This is a genomic window from Dactylosporangium sp. NPDC051484, assembly GCF_040689395.1.
Lineage (GTDB): Bacteria > Actinomycetota > Actinomycetes > Mycobacteriales > Micromonosporaceae > Dactylosporangium.
This window is the reverse complement of the sequence record NZ_JBFAZX010000013.1, coordinates 114007-132109: the sequence shown is the minus strand read 5'-3', so window position 1 is coordinate 132109 and position 18103 is coordinate 114007. Positions and strand designations below refer to the sequence as shown.

Genomic DNA, 18103 nt, shown 5'->3' with positions numbered 1-18103 from the left:
GATGGATGCGCCACTAGCCGCCGCATACGAGCGGTGCCGTGCGCTGCACCGCTACCACGGGCGCACCTACTACCTCGCGACGCGACTGCTGCCGGCCTGGAAGCGCCGCCACGTGCACGCGCTGTACGGCTTCACCCGCTACGCCGACGAGATCGTCGACCGCATGGGCGGCCACACGCCGCGGGAGCGGGCCGAAGAGCTCGCCGCGTGGTCGGCCGAGTTCCTGCGCGGGCTGCGCGGCGGGCACACCGACGACCCGCTGCTGCCGGCGGTACTGCACACGATCCAGGTCTTCGACATCGACCTCGACGACTTCCGCAAGTTCCTCGACAGCATGGCGATGGACCTGACCGTCACGCAGTACGAGTCCTACGACGACCTGCTCGGATACATGGAGGGCTCGGCGGCGGTCATCGGCACCATGATGCTGCCGATCCTCGAGTCGTCCGACCGGGCCGCCGCCCGCGAGCCCGCCCGCCAGCTGGGCCTCGCCTTCCAGCTCACCAACTTCATCCGGGACGTCGCCGAGGACCTCGAGCGCGGCCGGATCTACCTGCCGCAGCGGGACCTCGCCGAGTTCGGCGTCACACGCGAGGACCTGCGGCGAGCGCTCGCGGATCGGATCAGTTCCAAGAGCATCAAGAGCCTGATTCGGTACGAGGTGAGCCGCGCCCGGCGACACTATGCCCTCGCCGCGCCGGGCATCCCGATGCTGGCGCCCGCCTCGCAGGCATGCATGCGCGCCGCCTACCGCCTCTACAGCGGGATCCTCGACGAGGTCGAGGCGCAGGACCACGACGTGTTCGCGCGCCGCGCGACGGTGCCGAAGTGGCGGCGGCTCGGCGTCGCGCTGTCGTGCGTCCTGTCGCGCCCGGGCGCGCCGCTGCCGGCGCCGGTCGTCAGAGACATCCCAGAGGCGGGGTTGCTGGATCTGCGCGGTACCGTCGCATGAACGTGGCGGTCGTGCTCTTCACGCGCGATCTGCGGGTGCACGACAACCCGGCGCTGTCGGCCTCGGTGCGCGCCGCCGAGCACGTGGTGCCGATGTTCGTCCACGACCCCTCGCTGCCCACCGGCGAGGCTCGGCGGCGCTTCCTCGCCGGGTGCCTCGCCGACCTCGCGTCCGCGCTCCAGCGGCGCGGCGGCGACCTGGTCGAGCTGCACGGCGACCCGGTCCACGAGGCGATACGCGTCGCGAAGGCGGTCGGCGCCTCCGGGATCGCCGTCACCGCGGACGTGAGCGGCTACGCGCGGTCGCGCGATCGGCGGCTCGCCGCGGCGTGCTCGGCGGAGCGCATCGCCTACCGCGCCTTTCCCGGGGTGACCATCGTGCCGCCCGGGTCGCTGCGCCCGGGCGGCGGGGGCTCGCATTACAAGGTGTTCACGCCATACCACCGCGCCTGGCAGGCCGCGTCATGGCGCGACCTGTGCGAGGCGCCGCGGCACGTCTCCCTGCCCGCCGACCTGCCCAAGTCCTGGTTCCGGTCCCGCTCCGGCGACGGGGCGGCCGGGGAGTCCGCAGCGCGCGAGCAGCTCTCGGCCTGGCTTTCGCATCTCCAGGTGTACCCCCAGATGCACGACGACCTGGCCGCGGACCGCACGTCACGGTTGAGCCCGTATCTGCACTTCGGTTGCCTGTCGCCGCGCGAACTGGCGGCGCGCGTGGACGGCCGCCCGGGCGCCGAGCCGTTCCTGCGGCAGCTGTGCTGGCGCGACTTCTACCACCAGGTGCTGTTCGCGTTCCCGCAGCTGCGCCGCCGCGCGTACCGGCCGGGCGCCGACGACTCGTGGCGCGACGAGCGGGACGCGCTGGAGGCGTGGCGGTCCGGCCACACCGGTGTGCCGATCGTCGACGCCGGCATGCGACAGCTGCTCGCCGAGGGCTGGATGCACAACCGGGCCCGGCTGATCACCGCCTCGTACCTGACCAAGCACCTCGGCGTGGACTGGCGGGCCGGCGGCGACCACTTCTTCGACCTGCTACTCGACGGCGACGTGGCCAACAATTACGGCAACTGGCAGTGGGTCGCCGGAACGGGCAACGACGCGAGGCCGTACCGCCGGTTCAATCCGCTCCGGCAGGCCGAGCGCTTCGATCCGGAGGGCGAGTACGTGCGGCGTTACGTGCCGGAGCTCGCCGACATCCCCGGCAAGGCGGTGCACGAGCCGTGGAAGCTGCCGCCATCAGCGCGACGTCGATACCCTCCGCCGCTGGCTCTCGACGCTCGGTGACGATCCCGAAAAACTGTCGGTGGTCGCCCGTACGGTGCAGACATGAACAGGACGCTCACCCTTGATCTGCTTGATGGCCGGCGCAGCTACGAGGCGGTCGCGCACCGCGTCACCGACGCGACGACGGACGAGATGGTTGGGATGGTCGGGCTGCGCCTGACCGGCTGGGACCGCGGTCGCGTGGTGACCGAGTTGGTCGGCGAGATTCCGGCCGCCGATGCCCTCGACGTGGGTGGCCTGCTCGCGGCCGTGCTGAGTGGATTCCGCGACCCCGCCCCGGAGCAGGATCTTTCCCCGGAGACCGGCTCGGGTGCCGTCGCGGTTCTCGACGGTGCGGTGGGGACGCGGCTCGAGGAGGGCGCCGGCGTCAGGACCCCGACCGCTGACCCGGGACAAACCAGGGCCGCCGTCCGGGGCCGTCCGCAGATGTCGCGGGTGGCACGGGTGACACGGCCGGGACTCGGGCCACCCCTACCGCCGGGTTGACGACCACCTCGAACCAGCCGCGCCGCCGCTGTGCTCCCGGCCGGTTCTGCCACGAGTCTTCGCTCCGGTCCGCGCTTCGGCCTGCCGTGCTCGCCGGGTTTGCGGGCCACCGAGCGCCGCCGTTCGCGGAGAACATCGTCTCGGCGAACCCGCCCTCCCCGAAGGACCGGCGGCCGACGGTTGCCGGTCGGCCCCGGGCGCCGAGGCGGACCCCGGCGGCGTGGAGCGTGGCGCCTGGGACGCGGCGGGGCAGCCGGCCGTAGGCGTCCAGCGTTCCGTCGGCGGCCCGGCGAAACGCGCACGGAAACGCGTGACCACAGGCGGAGCAGCGCTCGCCGGCCAGCGAGGGAAGGTGCAGCGAGATGACGTTCTGCGCCGCTGCGACGCGGTCACCGGCAAACTGTGAATAGTGCATCGACTCATCGCCTCTCGTGCAGGCTGCGGGAAATGGGGGCGGGCGCCCAAGCCACCAAAGCCAATTGGCGCATGTGGGCGCCCGCCCATTCACCCGACCGCGCGGACCCCTCTGTCTGCACACGATCGGGGGTTCGGGTGCCGCAACGCTCGGTAACTGCGAACACACAGATCCTCAGACATGCACATGCACAATGCAATGACATATGGCCCCTACTCACCCAAATGTCACCCTGCCCACCCGAACGGGTGAATCCTGAAGCGAGCCGCACCCGACAAATGAAGATCAACTGACTCCGGGAGGACGCGCCGAAGGGCCTGGCTGGCGGGGTCGACAACGCCGCGCACCCTGGCGGAGGATGTGGTTTCGTTTCCCGACGTCGGCAGGCAGTGTGATCATCCCCGAACCGACCGCTGCTCCAGGCGCCGCCCAGCAGTTCCCCGGGCAGGTCCCGCAGCAGCGGAAGCCGGACGATCCGCCCCAGCCGCCTCCGAACGCCGAGCCGGACCCGCCTTCTCAACCGGCTCCACCCGGCCCAGTAGTGCCCCTGCCTCCGGCGGGGCTGGAACTGGCGGCGCCGGCCACACCTGATACGGAGGCAGCCACGCCCGGCACGGCAGCCGTGCTGGACGCGGCAGCCACGCGGGCTACGGCGGCTACGGCTGCCACGCTGGCGGCGCCGGCCACACCAGAGGCGGGGGCAGCCACGCCGGGCACGGCGGCCGCGCTGGAAGCGGGAGCTGAGGTGCTGGCCGGGCCGGGGACCGCGCCGGCCACGACCCGGCTCGGCGCGCCTACTCGGGCCACGGCCGCGATCCCGCCCGCCGGGCCTACCCAGGGCCCGGTCTCGTCGGCCGCGCCCGCCCTGGGTCCGGTTTAGGCCGTTGCGGGGCAAGGCGTTCCCGGTTACCCGGGCGGTGGCCATCCTCCTGGGGCTTGGTCGCCGGGCGGGTATTCGCCACCGGGGGCGGGGGCATGGCCTCCGCAGGGTCGGCCGCCCGCGCCGCTGGCATGGGGAGCCCAGGGATGGGTGGCGCAGCCTCGGCGGAGCTATCTCTGGCCTGTGCTCACCGCGCTGCTGGCGGTGAGCATGCTCTTGGCGGTCGGCGCGGTGGGGGCGGCGGCCTGGGTGCTGCGGGGCAGGGACGGTGCGCCCACCGCCTCCACGTGGGTCGACGTGCGGCCCGAGGTCGGGGGCAAGGCCATCGACGACGTGCTGGCCCGGCACGCGGCGGCGGTCAGGAGCAAGAGCCTCGACGCGTGGCTGGCCGACGTCGACCACAGTGACCCGGCGTTCGTGAAGCGGCAGCGGCAGGAGTTCGAGAATCTCACGAAGCTGCCGTTCGCGGAGCTCAGCTTCGAGCGCACGGTCCAGTCCGCACCCAAGATGGCGGCATATCTGCCCTCACAGCTCTTCGATAGGTACCACGCAGCCGTGCGGGTCATCGCGGTCACGGTGCGGCACCGGATCGAAGGAGTGGACAGCGTGCCCGTGGCTACGCCATGGCTGGCCGTGTTCGGGTATGCCGGCGGGCGGTGGGTCATCGCCGGGGACGGGGCGGGCAAGGCCATGCCCACCGGGGCCGAGGGACAGCCGTGGGACGCCGGCGGGCCGATCAGCGTCGTGCGGGACGACCGCGTGGTGGCGGTGCTGTCGGCCGATGCGGCGGACGACGGCAAGGCGCTGCTGAAGCTCGCCGAGACCGGCCTGCGGCAGGTGGCGGAGGTGCGGCCGAGCGGGTGGGACGGCAAGGTGCTGCTCACGGCGGTCACCGACAAGCAGATCTTCGACACGTACTTCGCCGAGTCGCAGGACCGGGTGGCGCAGGTCGCGGCGATCGCGGTGCCGTACTACGGCTCGGTCGCGGAGTGGTCGGCGCGGCCCGCGTATGCGACCACGCGCGTGGTGTTCAACCCCGCGGAGCTGACCGCGCCCAAGGCCGAGCTCCAACATGACCTGACCCACGAGTTGACGCACGCGGCGATGGGTCCGGTGACCGGGCCGTACACGCCGCGGTGGGTGGTGGAGGGGTTCGCCGAGTACGTCGCGTACAAGGACGGCAAGTACGACGCGGGCGGCATCCGGGCCGTGCTCGGCGATCTGAGCATCGACACGTTCCCGGCCGACAAACAGTTCTACGAAGAGCCGCGCAACTACATCGGCGGGTGGCTCGCGTGCCGGATGATCGCCGAGAAGTACGGGCAGGCGAAGCTCATCGCGTTCTACGAGGGCTTCATGCGGATGTCGGAGATCGAGTCGGTGTCGCGGGAGGTACTCGGGGTGGGGCGGGACCAGCTCGAGCAGCAGTGGCGCGACTACGTGGCGAAGCAACGCGCATAGGCTTCGTGGCGAAGCAGCGCAGACAGGGGCATCTACGCTGCTTCGAAGGGTGTTTCCGGCGTCGGGGGGATCAGGCCGGGGGCTGGCCGCCGTCGCCGTCGACGACCTCGTCGGGGGTGCCGTCCTGGTCGAGGTCGCTCATCGTGATGTCGACCTTGCCGTCGCCGTCGGTGTCGAACTGGAACAGGTCAGCCTTGCCGTCCCCGTCGGTGTCGACGGCCCAGAGGTCGGGCTTGCCGTCGTTGTTGGTGTCGCCGACGAGAAGCTCCACGCGCTCATCGCCGCGGGTCTCGACGGTCTCGTTCTCGCTCATCCGGTGGTCCTCTCACCTCACTCGGGGGCAATCGCGTTCACCGTAGGCCCTGGGCCCCCGGCGCGCGAGCCCAGGACGGTCCGAAACCCGACGTCAGGCCGGCGGGCGGGTCGGGCGGATCAGGGCTTGGCGCCATCCACGACGAGTGCCCTGATGGCCAGGGCGGACTCGCCGAAGCCGACGACCAGGATGCCCGTCGGCCCGAAGGCCCTGACGTCCATGCTGATCCCGCTGAACAGGCGGGGGCCGTCGTCCTTCTCGTACTTGTCCTTGGCCTCGTACGTCTTGATCAGGATGTTGTCCGGCTTGATGCCCGCGGCGGTCAGGTCGGCGCGCACGCCCTCGGCCAGGCCGTTGCCGTAGCTGTCGTCACGGGCGATGATCGCGACCTTGGTGTGCCCGTCGCGCATGATGATGTCGGCGACAGCCTTGGCCTGCAGCACGTCCGGCGGCGAGGTGCGGAAGAAGAAGCCCTTGTCGTTGAACTTGGTGAGCTCGTCGGAGGTCGCCGACGGCGAGATCATCACGCGACCGGCCTGCGCGATCTGCGGGATGACGGCCTTGCTCACCCCGGATGCGCCCGCGCCGATGATCACGGCGACGCCGTGGGAGATGAACTGCGCGGCGGTCGCCTTGGCCACGTTCGGGTTGGTGCCGTCGTCGCCCTCCTCGACCTGCACCGGCTGGCCGAGCACGCCGCCCGCCTCGTTGATCTCCTTGATCGCGAGCTTGGCGGCGGCGAACATCGGCGGGCCCTGGAAGCCGAGCGCGCCGGTCTTCGGCAGCAGCAGGCCGTACTTCAGCGGAGCCTTCTGTGCCTTCCCGGGGTTGGCGGCCGACGGGGGCGTCTTGTCCTCGGTCTTGGCGTCGCCGGCGCGCACGAACTCGGTCTTGGCGTCGTCGATGGTGTTGCCCGTGCCGAAGTTGAGCACGCCGTACATCGCCGAGGAGGGCTCGCCGGCGCTCGTGAAGCCGCTGCCGCGCAGCGAGACGCCGCGGTACTTGAAGTCCTTGCCCGACTTGGCGGCGGTGAGGCACGCGGCGACGCTGTCGCAGACGTTGTCGCCGGTCGTCACGCCGATGATGTGCTTGGCGATCGAGGCGGGGTCGGTCGACTTGCCGGCCTCGGCGGCCAGGGCCGCGATCACGACCGCGTCGTAGGACTCCCCGGCGTAGTTGAAGCCGGTCAGCGATGGGTCCACGGCCTTCACGCGCCGCTTGAAATCTCCGCTGAGCGGGGTCAGTGGTGTCGTGCCCTTCATGCCGGCCAGCGCCGTCGGGGAGTCGTTGAACGCCTCACCGAACGAGTTGGCCATGTTGCCATCCGTGCCGTAGAGGCGGATGTTCTGGGTGTTGGCGGCGTCCCCGTCACTGTCCGGGTCGGCTCCGCAGCCGGATACCGCTAACAGCACTCCAATCGCGGTGATCGCCCCCATGATGGCGGTGGCCCTCCATGCGCGCATGGGCCTTCTCCTCCCATTTGTGCCGTGCGCACCTTAGCGCGGACACCTCCCGGACCTGAGCGGGGGCGCGAGTACGCTTCCCGGCATGGCGGACGCAGGAACCGGGCCCGGAATCACCGTCGGCGACGAGCTGCCAGGGGGCATGTCGTTGCAGGACACGCTGCCGGAGCGGATGGGCATCGTGCTGCTGGAGGCGTCGCCCGAGCGGGTCGTCGCGACGATGCCCGTGGCCGGCAACACCCAGCCGTATGGGCTGCTCCACGGCGGCGCCTCGGTCGTGCTCGCCGAGACGCTCGGCTCGATCGGCGCGGCCCTGCACTCGGCGCGGCTGTTCAACGGGAGCGCGGTCGGCATCGAGGTGAACGCGACGCATCACAAGTCGGCGCGCGCCGGTCTGGTGACGGGCGTGGCGACGCCGCTGCGACTGGGCGGGATGATCGCCTCGTACGAGATCGTCATCACGGACGAGGACGGCGAGCGCATCTGCACCGCTCGTCTCACCTGCGCGCTGCGCCGTTCCTGAGGAGGTCACGGCGCGGATCCGGGCGATTTCGCGGTACCGCAGAAATGCCGGAAGTCACGGGCGGGGCCTTGACCGCGCGGCATACGGTTGCGGCGTGGATGACCCGGGAGACGAGACATATCAGGACGCCGCTCAGGTCCTGGAGTGGGCGCTCGCGGGCGACGAGGACGCGGTGACCCACACCTTCGACTCGGTGGTGGACCGGCGCGGCATGAGCGCCGCGTATGACGTCGCGTGGCGCCTGGCCGGCGAGATGGTGGGCGACAATCCGGCGCGCGGGCCGTGGCGGCTGGACTTCCCGGACATCGACGATGCCAACTACGACATGCGCTGGGTGGCGCGGTTCGTGAGTGCATACGTCAACGAGGACGAGCCGAGCGCCACGGCGCTGTTCACCGTGGCGCTGGTCGACGGCAAGCTGCCGGAGTGCCTGCTGACGCTGGCCGGCTCGACGGTCGCGACGCTGAAGCGGCGCGGCGCGGCGTAGGGCCCCGCCCGCCGGGTCAGCCCTGTGTGGCCAGCTCGGCGGTCAGCACGTTGGACAGCAGCGCGCCGTCGGGGCGAACCTGCCGGAGATACCACCGCTGCAGCGGCGTGCGGTTCTGCGTGAACTGCCACCCGCCGCGCGGGCTGTCGATCTGGCCGAGGCGCCCGATGGCGGCGTTCAGCGAGAACGAGTCCAGGTTCTTCGTCGCGTCGGTGATCGCCTTGTCCAGCACGGCGGCGGCGTCGTAGGAGGCCATCGCATACGTCGAGGGGATCGTGCCGAACGCCTTCTGGTAGTCGGCGATGAAGCGGCGGTTGGCGGCGTTGTCGAGGTCGGGGGAGTAGTTCAGCGCGGTGTAGACGTCCTTGGCGGCGTCGCCCTGCTGCTTGAGCACATACCCCTCGGTGAGGCTGCCCGGCGCGAGAAGCTTGAAGCCGCCGGGGAACCGCGCGTTGTGGAACTGCTTGACGAACTCGACCGCCGCCGCGCCGCCGTAGCTGGCATACATCGCCGTCGCGCCCGACTGCTTGACCTGGGTGAGCACCGCGTTGAAGTCCTTGCTGCCGAACGGGGTCGTCTTCGGCTGCCCGGCGATGTCGCCGCCGGCTCCCTTGAGGAACTCGACGAACGAGCGGACCTCCTCGTCCTCGCCGCCCGGGCCGGCCTGCCCGACGACGGCGATGGTGCCGCCCGCGTTGTCCGCGGCCCAGCGCGCGATCGCCTGGCCCGGCTCGGTCGCGACGAACGACGTGCGCCAGATGTACTTGGCGCCCTGGAGCGAGGCCGGCGAGGCGTTGGAGCCGACGAGCGGGATCTGCGCGGCCTCGACGGCGTCCTTCATCGCGAGCATGGACTGCGGGTTGACCACGCCGGTCAGCGCGAGGACCTTCTCCTCCTTGAGGAGCTTCTCCGCCGCGGCCTTGCCGCTGTCCGCGCTCTCACCCTCGTCGACCTTGACCAGGTTGACCTGGCGTCCGCCGAGCTTGTTGTCGTGCAGGCGCAGGTAGAGGCCGAAGCCGTTGTCGAGCTCGCTGCCCAGGTCCTTGTACACGCCGGCCTGCGGCACGATCATGCCGATCTTGATCGGCGGACCGCTGGGCACGGCGCTCGAGCCGGAGTCGTTGTCGGAACTGCTACCGCAGGCGGACAGGATCGGCGCGGTCAGGCCCGCCGCACCCGCGGCCGCGAACAGCCGGAGCGCCTGGCGGCGGTTGAGGTGGGACACGTGCTTTCCTCCCCGGGACCCCGAACAGCGCGGGAGTCGACACACAGCGCAGTTCTCGGCTCGACGTCGTTGCTTGGCTCTCGCGAGCCACGAGCCTACAGCCCGCGCTGCGTTCTACCGCCATCGCGGCAGGCAGTCAATTGCCACCGGTGGTCTCGCCCCTGGTCACCGTGCCGAATGCAGCCAGCACGGCGGGCCAGGCGGCCGACTGCGGATCGATCACGGCGAAATGCTCCACGCCGGCCAGCTCGACGAGCGTGGTGTCGTCACCGGCCCGACGGGCCGACAGACAGTAGCCGCGCGACAACTCAACGGGCACGATGTCGTCCTCGGCGCCGTGCACCACGACGGTGCGCACGCCCGACGGCAGGTTGACCATCGGGTCGGCCGAGGCGTACGCCTCGGGCACCGCACCGGGCGCCCCGCCGAGCAGGTCCGCCACCGCGCCGTCGTCGAGGTTGAGCCCGTATGCCCGGGCCAGGTCGGCGACGGGTGCGAGCGCGACGACCCCGCCGATGGCGTCGGGTGCGACCGTGGCATACCAGAGCGCGAGATGCCCGCCCGCCGAATGACCGGCCAGGATGGGCCGGTCCACCGAAACCGGCAGGAGCCCGCGGTGCGCGATCTCCTTCGCCAGCAGATCCGGCACGGCCACGGCCGCTGCGGCCACGTCGGAGAACGTGCCGGGCCAGCCGCCGCCGGACTGCCCGGTGCGGCGGAACTCGATCGTCGCGACGGTGTAGCCGCGGGCCGCGAGGTCGGCGGCGAGCGGGCCGACGTGCGCCCGGTCCCACTCCTGGCGCCAGAACCCGCCGTGCGCGAACAGGACGAGCGGCGCATTCGGCGCGTCGGCCAGTCGCACGTCGGCGACGTGATCCGGGTGCTCGCCGTAGCGCAGCGTGAAGTCCGGCGGCGGCGCCGGACGGCTCAGCACATCTCGCGGATCGCTCGTCACCGGGAGACGTTATCGCGTTACGAAGCGTAGCAACAGGGGTCGCTCCGGTACCCTTGGTGGCCGGGCTCGAGCGCGGTACGCCAGACTAGGAACCATGGCAGAAGAGGCGCAGGACGAGTCGCGCACCGTGCTGGTCGTCGGGCCGGACGGGCGGCCGCTGGGCACGATGTCCACGGGCGAGGACGACAACGCGGAAGACCCGAGCAAGCTGATCGAGCAGCCGGCCAAGGTCATGCGGATCGGCAGCATGATCAAGCAGCTCCTCGAGGAGGTCCGCGCCGCCCCGCTCGACGAGGCCGGCCGGCAGCGGCTCAGGGAGATCCACCGCCGCTCGATCACCGAGCTGGAGGACGGCCTCGCCACCGAGCTGCGGGAGGAGCTGGAGCGGCTGTCCCTGCCGTTCGCCGACGACACGACCCCGAGCGAGGCCGAGCTGCGCATCGCGCAGGCTCAGCTGGTCGGCTGGCTGGAGGGCCTGTTCCACGGCATCCAGGCGGCGCTGGTCGCGCAGCAGATGGCGGCGCGGGTGCAGCTCGAGCAGATGCGCGGCCGCCCGGCCCTGACCGGCGGCCCGGGTGGCGTGCCCGGCCAGCCGGGCCACTCCCCTTCAGGGACGGGTCAATACCTCTAGAGGGCCTGTTTCATGACTGAGGCGGGGCTGCGGCGGGCCCAGATTCCGCCTGGCGGCGTCCCGCGGAAGCCCGGTTACAACACCGGTAGCCTGGCTTCCGCGGGCCACCACCAGACGAAATCTGGACTCCGCCTCGCTCCCACCCCAGTCATGAAACAGGCCCCAACCGACGCGTTGCGAGCGCCCCGGCACCATCAGTGGGCGTAGACGCGTTCCAGATAGGCGGCGACGCCGTCGTCCTCGTTGGTCGTTTCCGTGACATCGTGGGCGGCGGCGCGCACGGCCGGGTGGGCGTTCGCCATCGCCACGCCGCGGCCGGCCCACGCCAGCATCGGCAGGTCGTTGGGCATGTCGCCGAAGGCGATCACGTCCGCGGCCTCCAGGGAGTGCGTCCGGGCCACCCGGGCCAGCGCCGACGCCTTGGTCACGCCCGCGGCCGAGACCTCGACCATGCCGTTCGGCGAGGAGTTGGTCGCCTCCGCCAGGCCGTGCAAACACGCGCCCACCCGCGCGGTGAACTCGTCGGCCGGCTGGACGCCGGCGCGGACGAGCAGCTTGGCGGCCGGGCGGCTGAGCAGCTCGTCCAGCGGCGCCGGACCGACCGAGCCGTGGTTGGCCTCCCACGGGCCCACCGGGAAGCCTGGCTCGTGGCGCATCTGACGGCCGCCGTCGCGCTCCACGGCGAACACCACGCCCGGAACCGTGGCGCGCAGGCGGGCGCACGCCTCGGCCAGGACGTCGGCCTCCAGCGGGGCGCTGTGCACGATGGTGTCGGTGCCCGGGTCATACGTCGCGGCGCCGTTGACGCAGATCGTCAGAGCGCTGATGCCGAGCTGGTCATACACGGGGGAGATCCAGCGGATCGGGCGGCCCGTGACCAGCACGATCACCACGCCGGCACGGCTCAGGCGGCGCAACACCGCGACGGTGCGGGGGCTGACCGTCCGATCGGTGCGAACCAGCGTGCCGTCCAGATCCGTAGCGACCAGTTTCACAGCTTCAACATAGCTTCCAAGTATGCGGCGACGCCGTCCTCGTCGTTGGTGAGAGTCGTCTCGTCGGCCAGGGCGCGCAGCCAGGGGTGGGCGTTGGCCACGGCGACGCGGGAGAACCCGGCCCAGCGGAACATCGGGATGTCGTTGGGCATGTCGCCGAAGACCAGCACGTCGCCGGGGTCGACGCCCAGTGCCGTCGCGACGACCATCAGGCCGGTCGCCTTGTCCACGCCGGGCGGGCAGATCTCGATGTAGCCGAGGCCGGCCTGGGTGACGGCGGCCAGGTCCGGCGGGATCAGCCGCTGCGCGGTGGCGAGCAGGTCGTCCACCTCGCACTCGGGGTGCCGGGCGAAGCCCTTGATCACCGGGCCGGTCAGGCATTCGGCGCGCACGCGGGCCTCGACGGCGTCGTAGCGCCAGTGCGGGTCGGCGTCGCCCCACAGCGGGGCGTCGTGGTGGTCGCCGGCCTCGATGAGCACCGACAGGGTGCCCAGCTCGCGCTCCAGCCGGGCCAGCACGTCGGCGAGCACGCCACCGTCGAGCCGCTCGTCGCGCAGGACGAGCGGGTGCTCCGGGTCGCGCACGTCGAGGACCCGGCTGCCGCCGCCCATGACGAGGAAGTCCGCGGCCGGGATGTCCCGGCGGACGAGCTCGGTCAGGCGGGGGCCCCGGCCGGTCGCGCCGACCACGTGGATGCCGGCCGCCCTGACCCGATCGAGCACCTCACGCGTGCGCTCGCTCACGGACTCGTCGCTGCGCACGAGGGTGCCGTCGAGGTCCGTGGCGATCAACTTCGGTAGCCCTGAACCGCGCATATGCTGCTCCTTCCGCGAATGCGGGGCAGCAACCGTACCTCTCGGATCCATACTGGTGACAGGCTGCGAGTAAAACTCGACCGAACGTTTACTGGAACGCCGGCGGTACGGGAGTCACGGTGAGCTCCAGCGGCTCGCCGCCGTCGGGCTCGTCGGCCTTGCGCCTCGCCCGCAACGGCGAGCCCGCCGACATCGGGAGCCGCACCGCCACGACCAGAGCGGCGGCGAGCACCAGCACGGCGGCATAGGCCAGCAGGTACCCCGAGCCGGTGGTCACCTCGCTGCGGCCGCTGTTCATGGCGTACAACATGAGCCGGCGCTCGGAGTCGGACAGGATGTTCAGCGCGCTCTGCAGCCCGACCAGCACCATCACGTTGGCGGCGAGCAGGCCGGCGGTGGCGCCCGCGGCGACGCGGCGCACCGGGCCGGTCGCGGACAGCACGACGGCGAGCCCCACGAGCGCGAAGCTGAGCGTGACCAGGTAGATCGCCACGTGCGCGACGCTGAGCGAGGCCAGCGGCAGCTCCAGGGTCTGGATGTCACCTACGGGCTCGGTCATGCCCACCACCGGCCCCTCCCGGAACACCCGGCTCGCCGAGCCCGGCACGTGGTAGACGCCCCATGGCAGGTACTGCGTGGCGAGGCTCAGGCCGAGCCCGACGGCCGCGAGCCCGAGCGCGAACACGTTCGGGCGGCGCGGCTCCTGCGGTACCGAATCCGGTGCTTTCGCCCTTGGCTCTTCCAACGGGGCGGGGGCGAGAAGTTCCGGCATGTGCGCGGGCTGCTCAGACATAGGCCGCATGGTAAAGGCCGGACGCGTCAGCCGGGTGCCGTGCGGCGCGCCCGCCCGACGGCGATCAGGCGAAGGTGAGCAGTGGCAGCGATGCCACTCTGCCTGCCGATGGGCTAGCGTCTGGTTCATGCCAACTCGCGTTTCATCCGCCCGCTGGGAGGGCGACCTCAAGTCCGGTTCCGGCACGGTCTCCACCGGCTCGGGCACTTTCCAGGGCAACTACTCGTTCCCGTCCCGCTTCGAGAGCGGCGAGGGCACCAACCCCGAGGAGCTGGTGGCCGCTGCGCACGCCGCCTGCTACTCGATGGCGCTCTCCAACGGCCTGGCCAAGGCCGGCTTCACGCCGACCTCGGTCGAGACCTCCGCGACCGTCCACTTCGGCCCGGTGGACGGCGGCTTCGCCATCACCCGTATCGACCTGACCACTCGCGGCGCCGTTCCGAGCATCGACGCCGCCGAGTTCGAGAAGCAGGCGCAGGACGCCAAGGCGGGCTGCCCGATCTCCAAGGCGCTTGCCGCCGTCGAGATCACGCTCGACGCCCAGCTCGTCTGACGTTCGGCCAATCGTTGTTGAGAGGGTCCCCGTTTTCGGGGACCCTCTTTCGCATGCCGGTACGCATGAGCAAGGAGCGGTTCGAGGAACTGGTGGGCGAGGCCCTCGACGAGGTGCCCGAGGAGCTGCTCGACCTCATGGACAACGTGGTCATCCTGGTCGTGGACGACGCCCCGCCGGAGGACCCGGAACTTCTGGGCCTGTACGAGGGGCACGCGCTGACCGAGCGCGGCTGGGACTACTCGGGCGTCCTGCCCGATCGGATCTCGATTTACCGTAAGCCAATCCTCACCATCTGTGACAATGAGGATGACGTCGTCGAGGAGGTGGCGATCACCGTGGTGCATGAGATCGCGCACCACTTCGGCATCTCCGATGAGCGCCTGCACGAACTTGGCTGGGGCTGATCTTCCGGGCGGTGCGATGCCAGCTTGGTAACGGGCCCTCCACGCGCTGGTGGCGGGCCCTTTGCCGTTCGCTACGCTGCGGGTCGTGCGAGGTGACATCTTCAAGGCCGAGAATATGGCCCAGCCCCCGACCCAGGCAGGCATGAGCCTGCAACACTCCAGGTGCGTCAAGTACACCGTCAACGGCGAGGTCCTAGCCCGCCAGGGTGCCATGGTCGCGTTCCGCGGCAACCTCGGCTTCGAGGTGAAGAGCCAGGGCATCGGCAACTTCCTCAAGCGCGCGGTCACCGGCGAGGGTGTGTCGCTCATGACCGTCCGGGGCCAGGGCGAGGTGTGGTTCGCCTCCGGCGCGGCCAACTGCTTCATCCTGGAGATGGAGCCGAACGACGCGCTGTCCATTAACGGGCGCAACGTGCTCTGCTTCGATCCTTCGCTGCAGTACGACATCCAGATGGTCCGCGGCGCCGGCATGTTCGGCGGCGGCCTCTTCAACTGCGTCTTCACGGGTCAGGGCCGGCTCGCCATCGTCTCCGAGGGCTCGCCGATCGTGATCCCGGTGAGCCCGCAGGCCCCGGTGTGCGTGGACACGGACGCGGTCGTGGGTTGGTCGAGCAGCCTGCAGACCACCATCCAGAAGAACCAGAGCCTCAAGTCGATGCTGCGCGGCGGCTCGGGCGAACTGTTCCAGCTGGCGCTGAGCGGTCAGGGCTTCGTGATCGTGCAGCCGAGTGAGGGCAGGCCCTCGCCGGCACAGCAGAGCAGCGGCTCCGGCCTCCTGGGGCTGGGCGGCTGACTGTTTCTAGCCTGGCTCTTGCTTCGCTCGAGCATCAGTGGGGGGTTCCCACCCCACACCCCCCATGCCCGCTTCGCGGGCACTGCATTGCTTCGCTCGCCCTATCGGGGGCTTCGCCCCTGCGACCCCCCCCATTGGCGCGCGCTTCGCGCGGGCGCTGATGGGGGGTGATGGGGGACGGTGAGGGACGGGGTGTCAGTTCGTTTCGCCGGCGCGGAGTCGTTCCAGCCAGGAGGCGGCGTCGGCGAAGTCCACGTCGGACAGGCCCGGGGCGGGGCGGGGCGACGCGTCGCCGTTGGTGGCGCGCGGGTACGAACCCAGGAACCGCACGTCCGCGCAGATCCGGCGCAGGCCCTGCAGTGCCTCGCCCATCTGCCGGTCGGCGACGTGACCGCCGCAGTCCAGGAAGAAGACATACCGGCCCAGGCGCTCGCCGGTCGGGCGGGACTCGATCCGGGTCAGGTTGACGCCCCGGACCGACAGCTCGGTGAGCACCGACAGCAGCGCCCCGACCCGGTCGTGGGCGATGTAGACGGCGAGCGTGGTGAGGTCGGCGCCGGTCGGCGCCGGCGGCGGGCCCAGGCGCGACACCAGCGCGAAGCGTGTCATCGCGCCCGGGTTGTCGGCGATGTCCTTCGCCAGGACGCTGAGGCGGTAGCGTGCGGCGCTGATCTCCGCGCACACGGCCGCGTCGAACTCGCCCTCCGCGGCGCCGACCGCGGCCGTCGCGTTCGACAGCACGTCGGTCACAGTCCCGCCCGGCACATGCGTGCGCAGCCACTTGCGGCACTGCGCTCCGGCCTGCGGGTGTGCGGCGACGGACCGTACCGAATCCAATGGCCGGTCCTCCCGGGCGGCGAGCACGAACTGCACCGGGAGGACCACCTCGCGGGTGATCACCAGCGGCTCGCCGGTCGCCAGCTCGTCGAGGGTCACGCCGACCTGGCCGCCGATCGAGTTCTCCAGCGGGACCAGCGCGGCGTCGGCATCTCCGCCGCGCAGCGCGTCGAGAGCCTCCGGCACGCTGCGTGCTGGAATCAGCACCCCGTGCTCGGCGTCCGGAATCGTCTTGAGTGCCTGTTCGGAGAATGTTCCTTCCGGACCCAGGTACACGAATCGCATCGGCGGCACACCAGGCATGCCACCCAGCGTAGTCAGCAGTCGACGGTGGCCAACAGGGCGGGGGGTGCCGTGTCGCGCACCTCGACGGTGCACGGATCGCTGCCCATCGTGACGACCGTGAGCGCGGCCGGGTCACCCTTCGTGATGACCCGCAGGGGCTCGCTGCCGGTCACGGTGAGCACGGTGTACTGCCAGATCCCCGAGCACACCGGCGCCTTCTGCACGGTCACGGCGTTACCGGCCGGCAGGTTGCCGCGGTTGCGCCGGACCACGGCGAGGACCTGCTCGCCGCTGGGCCGGCCGTTGCAGTAGGCGACGTACGCCGTGGAGAAGCCGCTGGGACTCGGCGAGCCGCCACGGCTCGGCGACGCGGGCGGGCTTGTGGGCTCCGGCGACGCGAACGTCCCGGGCGGCACGAGCGGATCCTGGCTGATGACGCTCGGGGCCGGGCGGGGCGGCGCGGCCTCGGTCGGGTGCCGGCAGGCACTCAACAGGCATCCAAGACTGACGATCGCAAGCGCGGTGGCCGCGGTTCGCATCAGCCCATCGTATGAGCGCCGGACGGCGGCCGGAAGTCAGGTGGTGACCCGGTGGCCGGCCGCACTCAGCGCCGTCAGGGCCTCGTGGAGCCGCACCGCCGGAACCAGTAAATAGTCGGTGTCGTATGTCGAGAACGCGAAGATGTTCACCCGCGCGTCGGCCAGTGGCGAGACGATGGACGCGAGGATGCCCGTCAGTGCGAGCTGGACCGGACCGGCGACCCGCAGACAGCGCCACGGGGTCTCGACGGCGGCGCCCTCGGGGACGAACTCGGCCGGGCAGAGGATCGACACCTCCTCCGGCGTCCAGGTCACCGAGAAGACCTCCGTGCGCGACCCAGCGGCCTCGGCGAACCCGGCGGGCATCGGCGATCCGGCCGGCAGCCGGCAGATCGCGTAGTCGCCCGGCAGGAGCGAGAGGTCAAGCATGACAACGAGCGTACGACCCGAACGCACACCGTGGCGGTGTGCGTGACGACATTAACTCCGTATTGACGGACTTTAGATCATCGCCCTTCGCCGCGCTGGCCTACTGGATGGCGGAGAAGAACGTCAACGAGCCCATGACCTTGCTCCCGTCAATCAGCGGCGTCGCGATGGCGTCGAAGGTGCACGGTCCGGTGGCACAGCGGATCCGGACCAGGCCACGGGCGAGCCGGCCGGAGGACAGGGCCAGCAGCGGGGGCATCCGCGCGACCTCGGTCTTCTCCAGCGGTTTGCCGTCACCGAAGTCGAGCACCTGCAGCACCCCGTCGCCGTCGAGCAGCGGCCGGCTGACCGGCGACTCGGCGAGGCCGAGCATCTCCTCGAACGACGCCGACATCGCCACGACGACGGCATCAGCGTCGACCACCAGGCATGGCTCGGCGGCACCGTCGACCGTCGCGCCCCAGCGGTCCAGGGTCGACTCGGCCGGATCGATCGAGCGAGCCTGCGCGCGGAGCTGGTGGGGGTCGGAGATGGAGAACTCGACGTGCTGCGGCACAGCGCCTCCTCAGGCACCGGTCGTGCGAAT

21 protein-coding genes are annotated in these 18103 nt (G+C 71.1%); 10 read left to right on the top strand and 11 right to left on the bottom strand.

All coding sequences use genetic code 11. The annotated features are described in order from the left end of the window. Window position 1 precedes the first annotated feature (1 nt). The 4 genes from AB0367_RS22380 to AB0367_RS22365 all read left to right on the top strand — a co-directional run bounded on the left by AB0367_RS22380 (window position 2) and on the right by AB0367_RS22365 (window position 5474). Window positions 2-952 carry a phytoene/squalene synthase family protein gene (locus AB0367_RS22380; protein ID WP_366228297.1) on the top strand — a complete coding sequence of 317 codons (951 nt, stop codon included), beginning with the start codon at window positions 2-4 and terminating at the stop codon, window positions 950-952. After that, window positions 949-2232, top strand: coding sequence for a deoxyribodipyrimidine photo-lyase (locus AB0367_RS22375; protein WP_366228296.1), 1284 nt, complete (start codon window positions 949-951; stop codon window positions 2230-2232). Before AB0367_RS22380 ends, AB0367_RS22375 begins: the two co-directional genes overlap by 4 nt. 42 nt (window positions 2233-2274) lie before the next feature. Then, on the top strand, window positions 2275-2718 hold the full coding sequence (locus AB0367_RS22370) for a hypothetical protein (RefSeq protein ID WP_366228295.1): 444 nt from the start codon (window positions 2275-2277) through the stop codon (window positions 2716-2718). Between the two features lie 1478 nt (window positions 2719-4196). Further along, the gene (locus AB0367_RS22365; RefSeq protein WP_366228294.1) at window positions 4197-5474 is read left to right on the top strand and encodes a hypothetical protein; all 1278 of its coding nucleotides are present in this window, start codon (window positions 4197-4199) and stop codon (window positions 5472-5474) included. Window positions 5475-5544: 70 nt separating this feature from the next. Here AB0367_RS22365 and AB0367_RS22360 read toward each other — a convergent pair whose 3' ends face one another. Next, window positions 5545-5787 (bottom strand): hypothetical protein, encoded by a 243-nt coding sequence (locus AB0367_RS22360; protein WP_366228293.1) that lies wholly within the window; start codon window positions 5785-5787, stop codon window positions 5545-5547. A 119-nt stretch (window positions 5788-5906) separates the two neighbouring features. Beyond that, window positions 5907-7250, bottom strand: coding sequence for an ABC transporter substrate-binding protein (locus AB0367_RS22355; protein WP_366228292.1), 1344 nt, complete (start codon window positions 7248-7250; stop codon window positions 5907-5909). An 85-nt stretch (window positions 7251-7335) separates the two neighbouring features. On the opposite strand from AB0367_RS22355, the gene AB0367_RS22350 reads away from it, so the two are divergent. Together AB0367_RS22350 and AB0367_RS22345 are read left to right on the top strand one after the other, a co-directional pair. Next, the gene (locus tag AB0367_RS22350) at window positions 7336-7773 is read left to right on the top strand and encodes a hotdog fold thioesterase (protein WP_366228291.1); all 438 of its coding nucleotides are present in this window, start codon (window positions 7336-7338) and stop codon (window positions 7771-7773) included. A 94-nt stretch (window positions 7774-7867) separates the two neighbouring features. Continuing rightward, complete coding sequence (locus AB0367_RS22345) at window positions 7868-8260, top strand: hypothetical protein (RefSeq protein ID WP_366228290.1); 393 nt, start codon at window positions 7868-7870, stop codon at window positions 8258-8260. A 16-nt stretch (window positions 8261-8276) separates the two neighbouring features. On the opposite strand, the gene AB0367_RS22340 is transcribed toward AB0367_RS22345, so the two are convergent. Both AB0367_RS22340 and AB0367_RS22335 read right to left on the bottom strand, forming a co-directional pair. Next, window positions 8277-9485: an ABC transporter substrate-binding protein gene (locus tag AB0367_RS22340; protein WP_366228289.1), complete on the bottom strand. Its 1209-nt coding sequence runs from the start codon at window positions 9483-9485 to the stop codon at window positions 8277-8279. 136 nt (window positions 9486-9621) lie between these two features. Then, window positions 9622-10440, bottom strand: a complete 819-nt coding sequence (locus AB0367_RS22335; RefSeq protein WP_366228288.1) for an alpha/beta hydrolase — start codon at window positions 10438-10440, stop codon at window positions 9622-9624. 94 nt (window positions 10441-10534) lie between these two features. Between AB0367_RS22335 and AB0367_RS22330 the strand changes: the two genes are divergently transcribed. Further along, the gene (locus AB0367_RS22330; RefSeq protein ID WP_366228287.1) at window positions 10535-11071 is read left to right on the top strand and encodes a bacterial proteasome activator family protein; all 537 of its coding nucleotides are present in this window, start codon (window positions 10535-10537) and stop codon (window positions 11069-11071) included. A gap of 194 nt (window positions 11072-11265) precedes the next feature. On the opposite strand, the gene AB0367_RS22325 is transcribed toward AB0367_RS22330, so the two are convergent. The 3 genes from AB0367_RS22325 to AB0367_RS22315 form a co-directional block, all read right to left on the bottom strand. After that, window positions 11266-12066, bottom strand: a complete 801-nt coding sequence (locus AB0367_RS22325) for an HAD family hydrolase (protein ID WP_366228286.1) — start codon at window positions 12064-12066, stop codon at window positions 11266-11268. Next, window positions 12063-12881: an HAD family hydrolase gene (locus tag AB0367_RS22320; protein ID WP_366228285.1), complete on the bottom strand. Its 819-nt coding sequence runs from the start codon at window positions 12879-12881 to the stop codon at window positions 12063-12065. Before AB0367_RS22320 ends, AB0367_RS22325 begins: the two co-directional genes overlap by 4 nt. Before the next feature lie 88 nt (window positions 12882-12969). Continuing rightward, complete coding sequence (locus AB0367_RS22315) at window positions 12970-13674, bottom strand: hypothetical protein (protein ID WP_366228284.1); 705 nt, start codon at window positions 13672-13674, stop codon at window positions 12970-12972. A gap of 127 nt (window positions 13675-13801) precedes the next feature. Between AB0367_RS22315 and AB0367_RS22310 the strand changes: the two genes are divergently transcribed. The 3 genes from AB0367_RS22310 (at window position 13802) to AB0367_RS22300 (ending at window position 15427) form a co-directional block, all read left to right on the top strand. Next, complete coding sequence (locus AB0367_RS22310) at window positions 13802-14227, top strand: OsmC family protein (protein ID WP_366228283.1); 426 nt, start codon at window positions 13802-13804, stop codon at window positions 14225-14227. Between the two features lie 53 nt (window positions 14228-14280). Continuing rightward, entirely contained in the window at window positions 14281-14634 is a 354-nt protein-coding gene (locus AB0367_RS22305; RefSeq protein WP_366228282.1) for a metallopeptidase family protein, read from the top strand. A gap of 85 nt (window positions 14635-14719) precedes the next feature. Further along, complete coding sequence (locus AB0367_RS22300; protein ID WP_366228281.1) at window positions 14720-15427, top strand: AIM24 family protein; 708 nt, start codon at window positions 14720-14722, stop codon at window positions 15425-15427. A 195-nt stretch (window positions 15428-15622) separates the two neighbouring features. Here AB0367_RS22300 and pheA read toward each other — a convergent pair whose 3' ends face one another. The 4 genes from pheA to AB0367_RS22280 form a co-directional block, all read right to left on the bottom strand. Then, on the bottom strand, window positions 15623-16567 hold the full coding sequence (gene pheA, locus AB0367_RS22295; protein WP_366228280.1) for a prephenate dehydratase: 945 nt from the start codon (window positions 16565-16567) through the stop codon (window positions 15623-15625). Window positions 16568-16581: 14 nt separating this feature from the next. After that, window positions 16582-17088, bottom strand: a complete 507-nt coding sequence (locus AB0367_RS22290) for a hypothetical protein (RefSeq protein WP_366228279.1) — start codon at window positions 17086-17088, stop codon at window positions 16582-16584. Window positions 17089-17124: 36 nt separating this feature from the next. Next, the gene (locus tag AB0367_RS22285; RefSeq protein WP_366228278.1) at window positions 17125-17517 is read right to left on the bottom strand and encodes an ACT domain-containing protein; all 393 of its coding nucleotides are present in this window, start codon (window positions 17515-17517) and stop codon (window positions 17125-17127) included. 100 nt (window positions 17518-17617) lie between these two features. Beyond that, on the bottom strand, window positions 17618-18073 hold the full coding sequence (locus AB0367_RS22280) for a hypothetical protein (RefSeq protein WP_366228277.1): 456 nt from the start codon (window positions 18071-18073) through the stop codon (window positions 17618-17620). Window positions 18074-18103 lie beyond the last annotated feature (30 nt).

What these genes read in the sequence shown, in the direction of transcription:
- AB0367_RS22380 (WP_366228297.1), top strand. Translation starts at nt 2, where the DNA reads ATGGATGCGCCACTAGCCGCCGCATACGAGCGGTGCCGTGCGCTGCAC.
- AB0367_RS22375 (WP_366228296.1), top strand. Translation starts at nt 949, where the DNA reads ATGAACGTGGCGGTCGTGCTCTTCACGCGCGATCTGCGGGTGCACGAC.
- AB0367_RS22370 (WP_366228295.1), top strand. Translation starts at nt 2,275, where the DNA reads ATGAACAGGACGCTCACCCTTGATCTGCTTGATGGCCGGCGCAGCTAC.
- AB0367_RS22360 (WP_366228293.1), bottom strand. Translation starts at nt 5,787, where the DNA reads ATGAGCGAGAACGAGACCGTCGAGACCCGCGGCGATGAGCGCGTGGAG.
- AB0367_RS22355 (WP_366228292.1), bottom strand. Translation starts at nt 7,250, where the DNA reads ATGCGCGCATGGAGGGCCACCGCCATCATGGGGGCGATCACCGCGATT.
- AB0367_RS22350 (WP_366228291.1), top strand. Translation starts at nt 7,336, where the DNA reads ATGGCGGACGCAGGAACCGGGCCCGGAATCACCGTCGGCGACGAGCTG.
- AB0367_RS22330 (WP_366228287.1), top strand. Translation starts at nt 10,535, where the DNA reads ATGGCAGAAGAGGCGCAGGACGAGTCGCGCACCGTGCTGGTCGTCGGG.
- AB0367_RS22320 (WP_366228285.1), bottom strand. Translation starts at nt 12,881, where the DNA reads ATGCGCGGTTCAGGGCTACCGAAGTTGATCGCCACGGACCTCGACGGC.
- AB0367_RS22315 (WP_366228284.1), bottom strand. Translation starts at nt 13,674, where the DNA reads ATGTCTGAGCAGCCCGCGCACATGCCGGAACTTCTCGCCCCCGCCCCG.
- AB0367_RS22310 (WP_366228283.1), top strand. Translation starts at nt 13,802, where the DNA reads ATGCCAACTCGCGTTTCATCCGCCCGCTGGGAGGGCGACCTCAAGTCC.
- AB0367_RS22305 (WP_366228282.1), top strand. Translation starts at nt 14,281, where the DNA reads ATGCCGGTACGCATGAGCAAGGAGCGGTTCGAGGAACTGGTGGGCGAG.
- pheA (WP_366228280.1), bottom strand. Translation starts at nt 16,567, where the DNA reads ATGCCTGGTGTGCCGCCGATGCGATTCGTGTACCTGGGTCCGGAAGGA.
- AB0367_RS22290 (WP_366228279.1), bottom strand. Translation starts at nt 17,088, where the DNA reads ATGCGAACCGCGGCCACCGCGCTTGCGATCGTCAGTCTTGGATGCCTG.
- AB0367_RS22285 (WP_366228278.1), bottom strand. Translation starts at nt 17,517, where the DNA reads ATGCTTGACCTCTCGCTCCTGCCGGGCGACTACGCGATCTGCCGGCTG.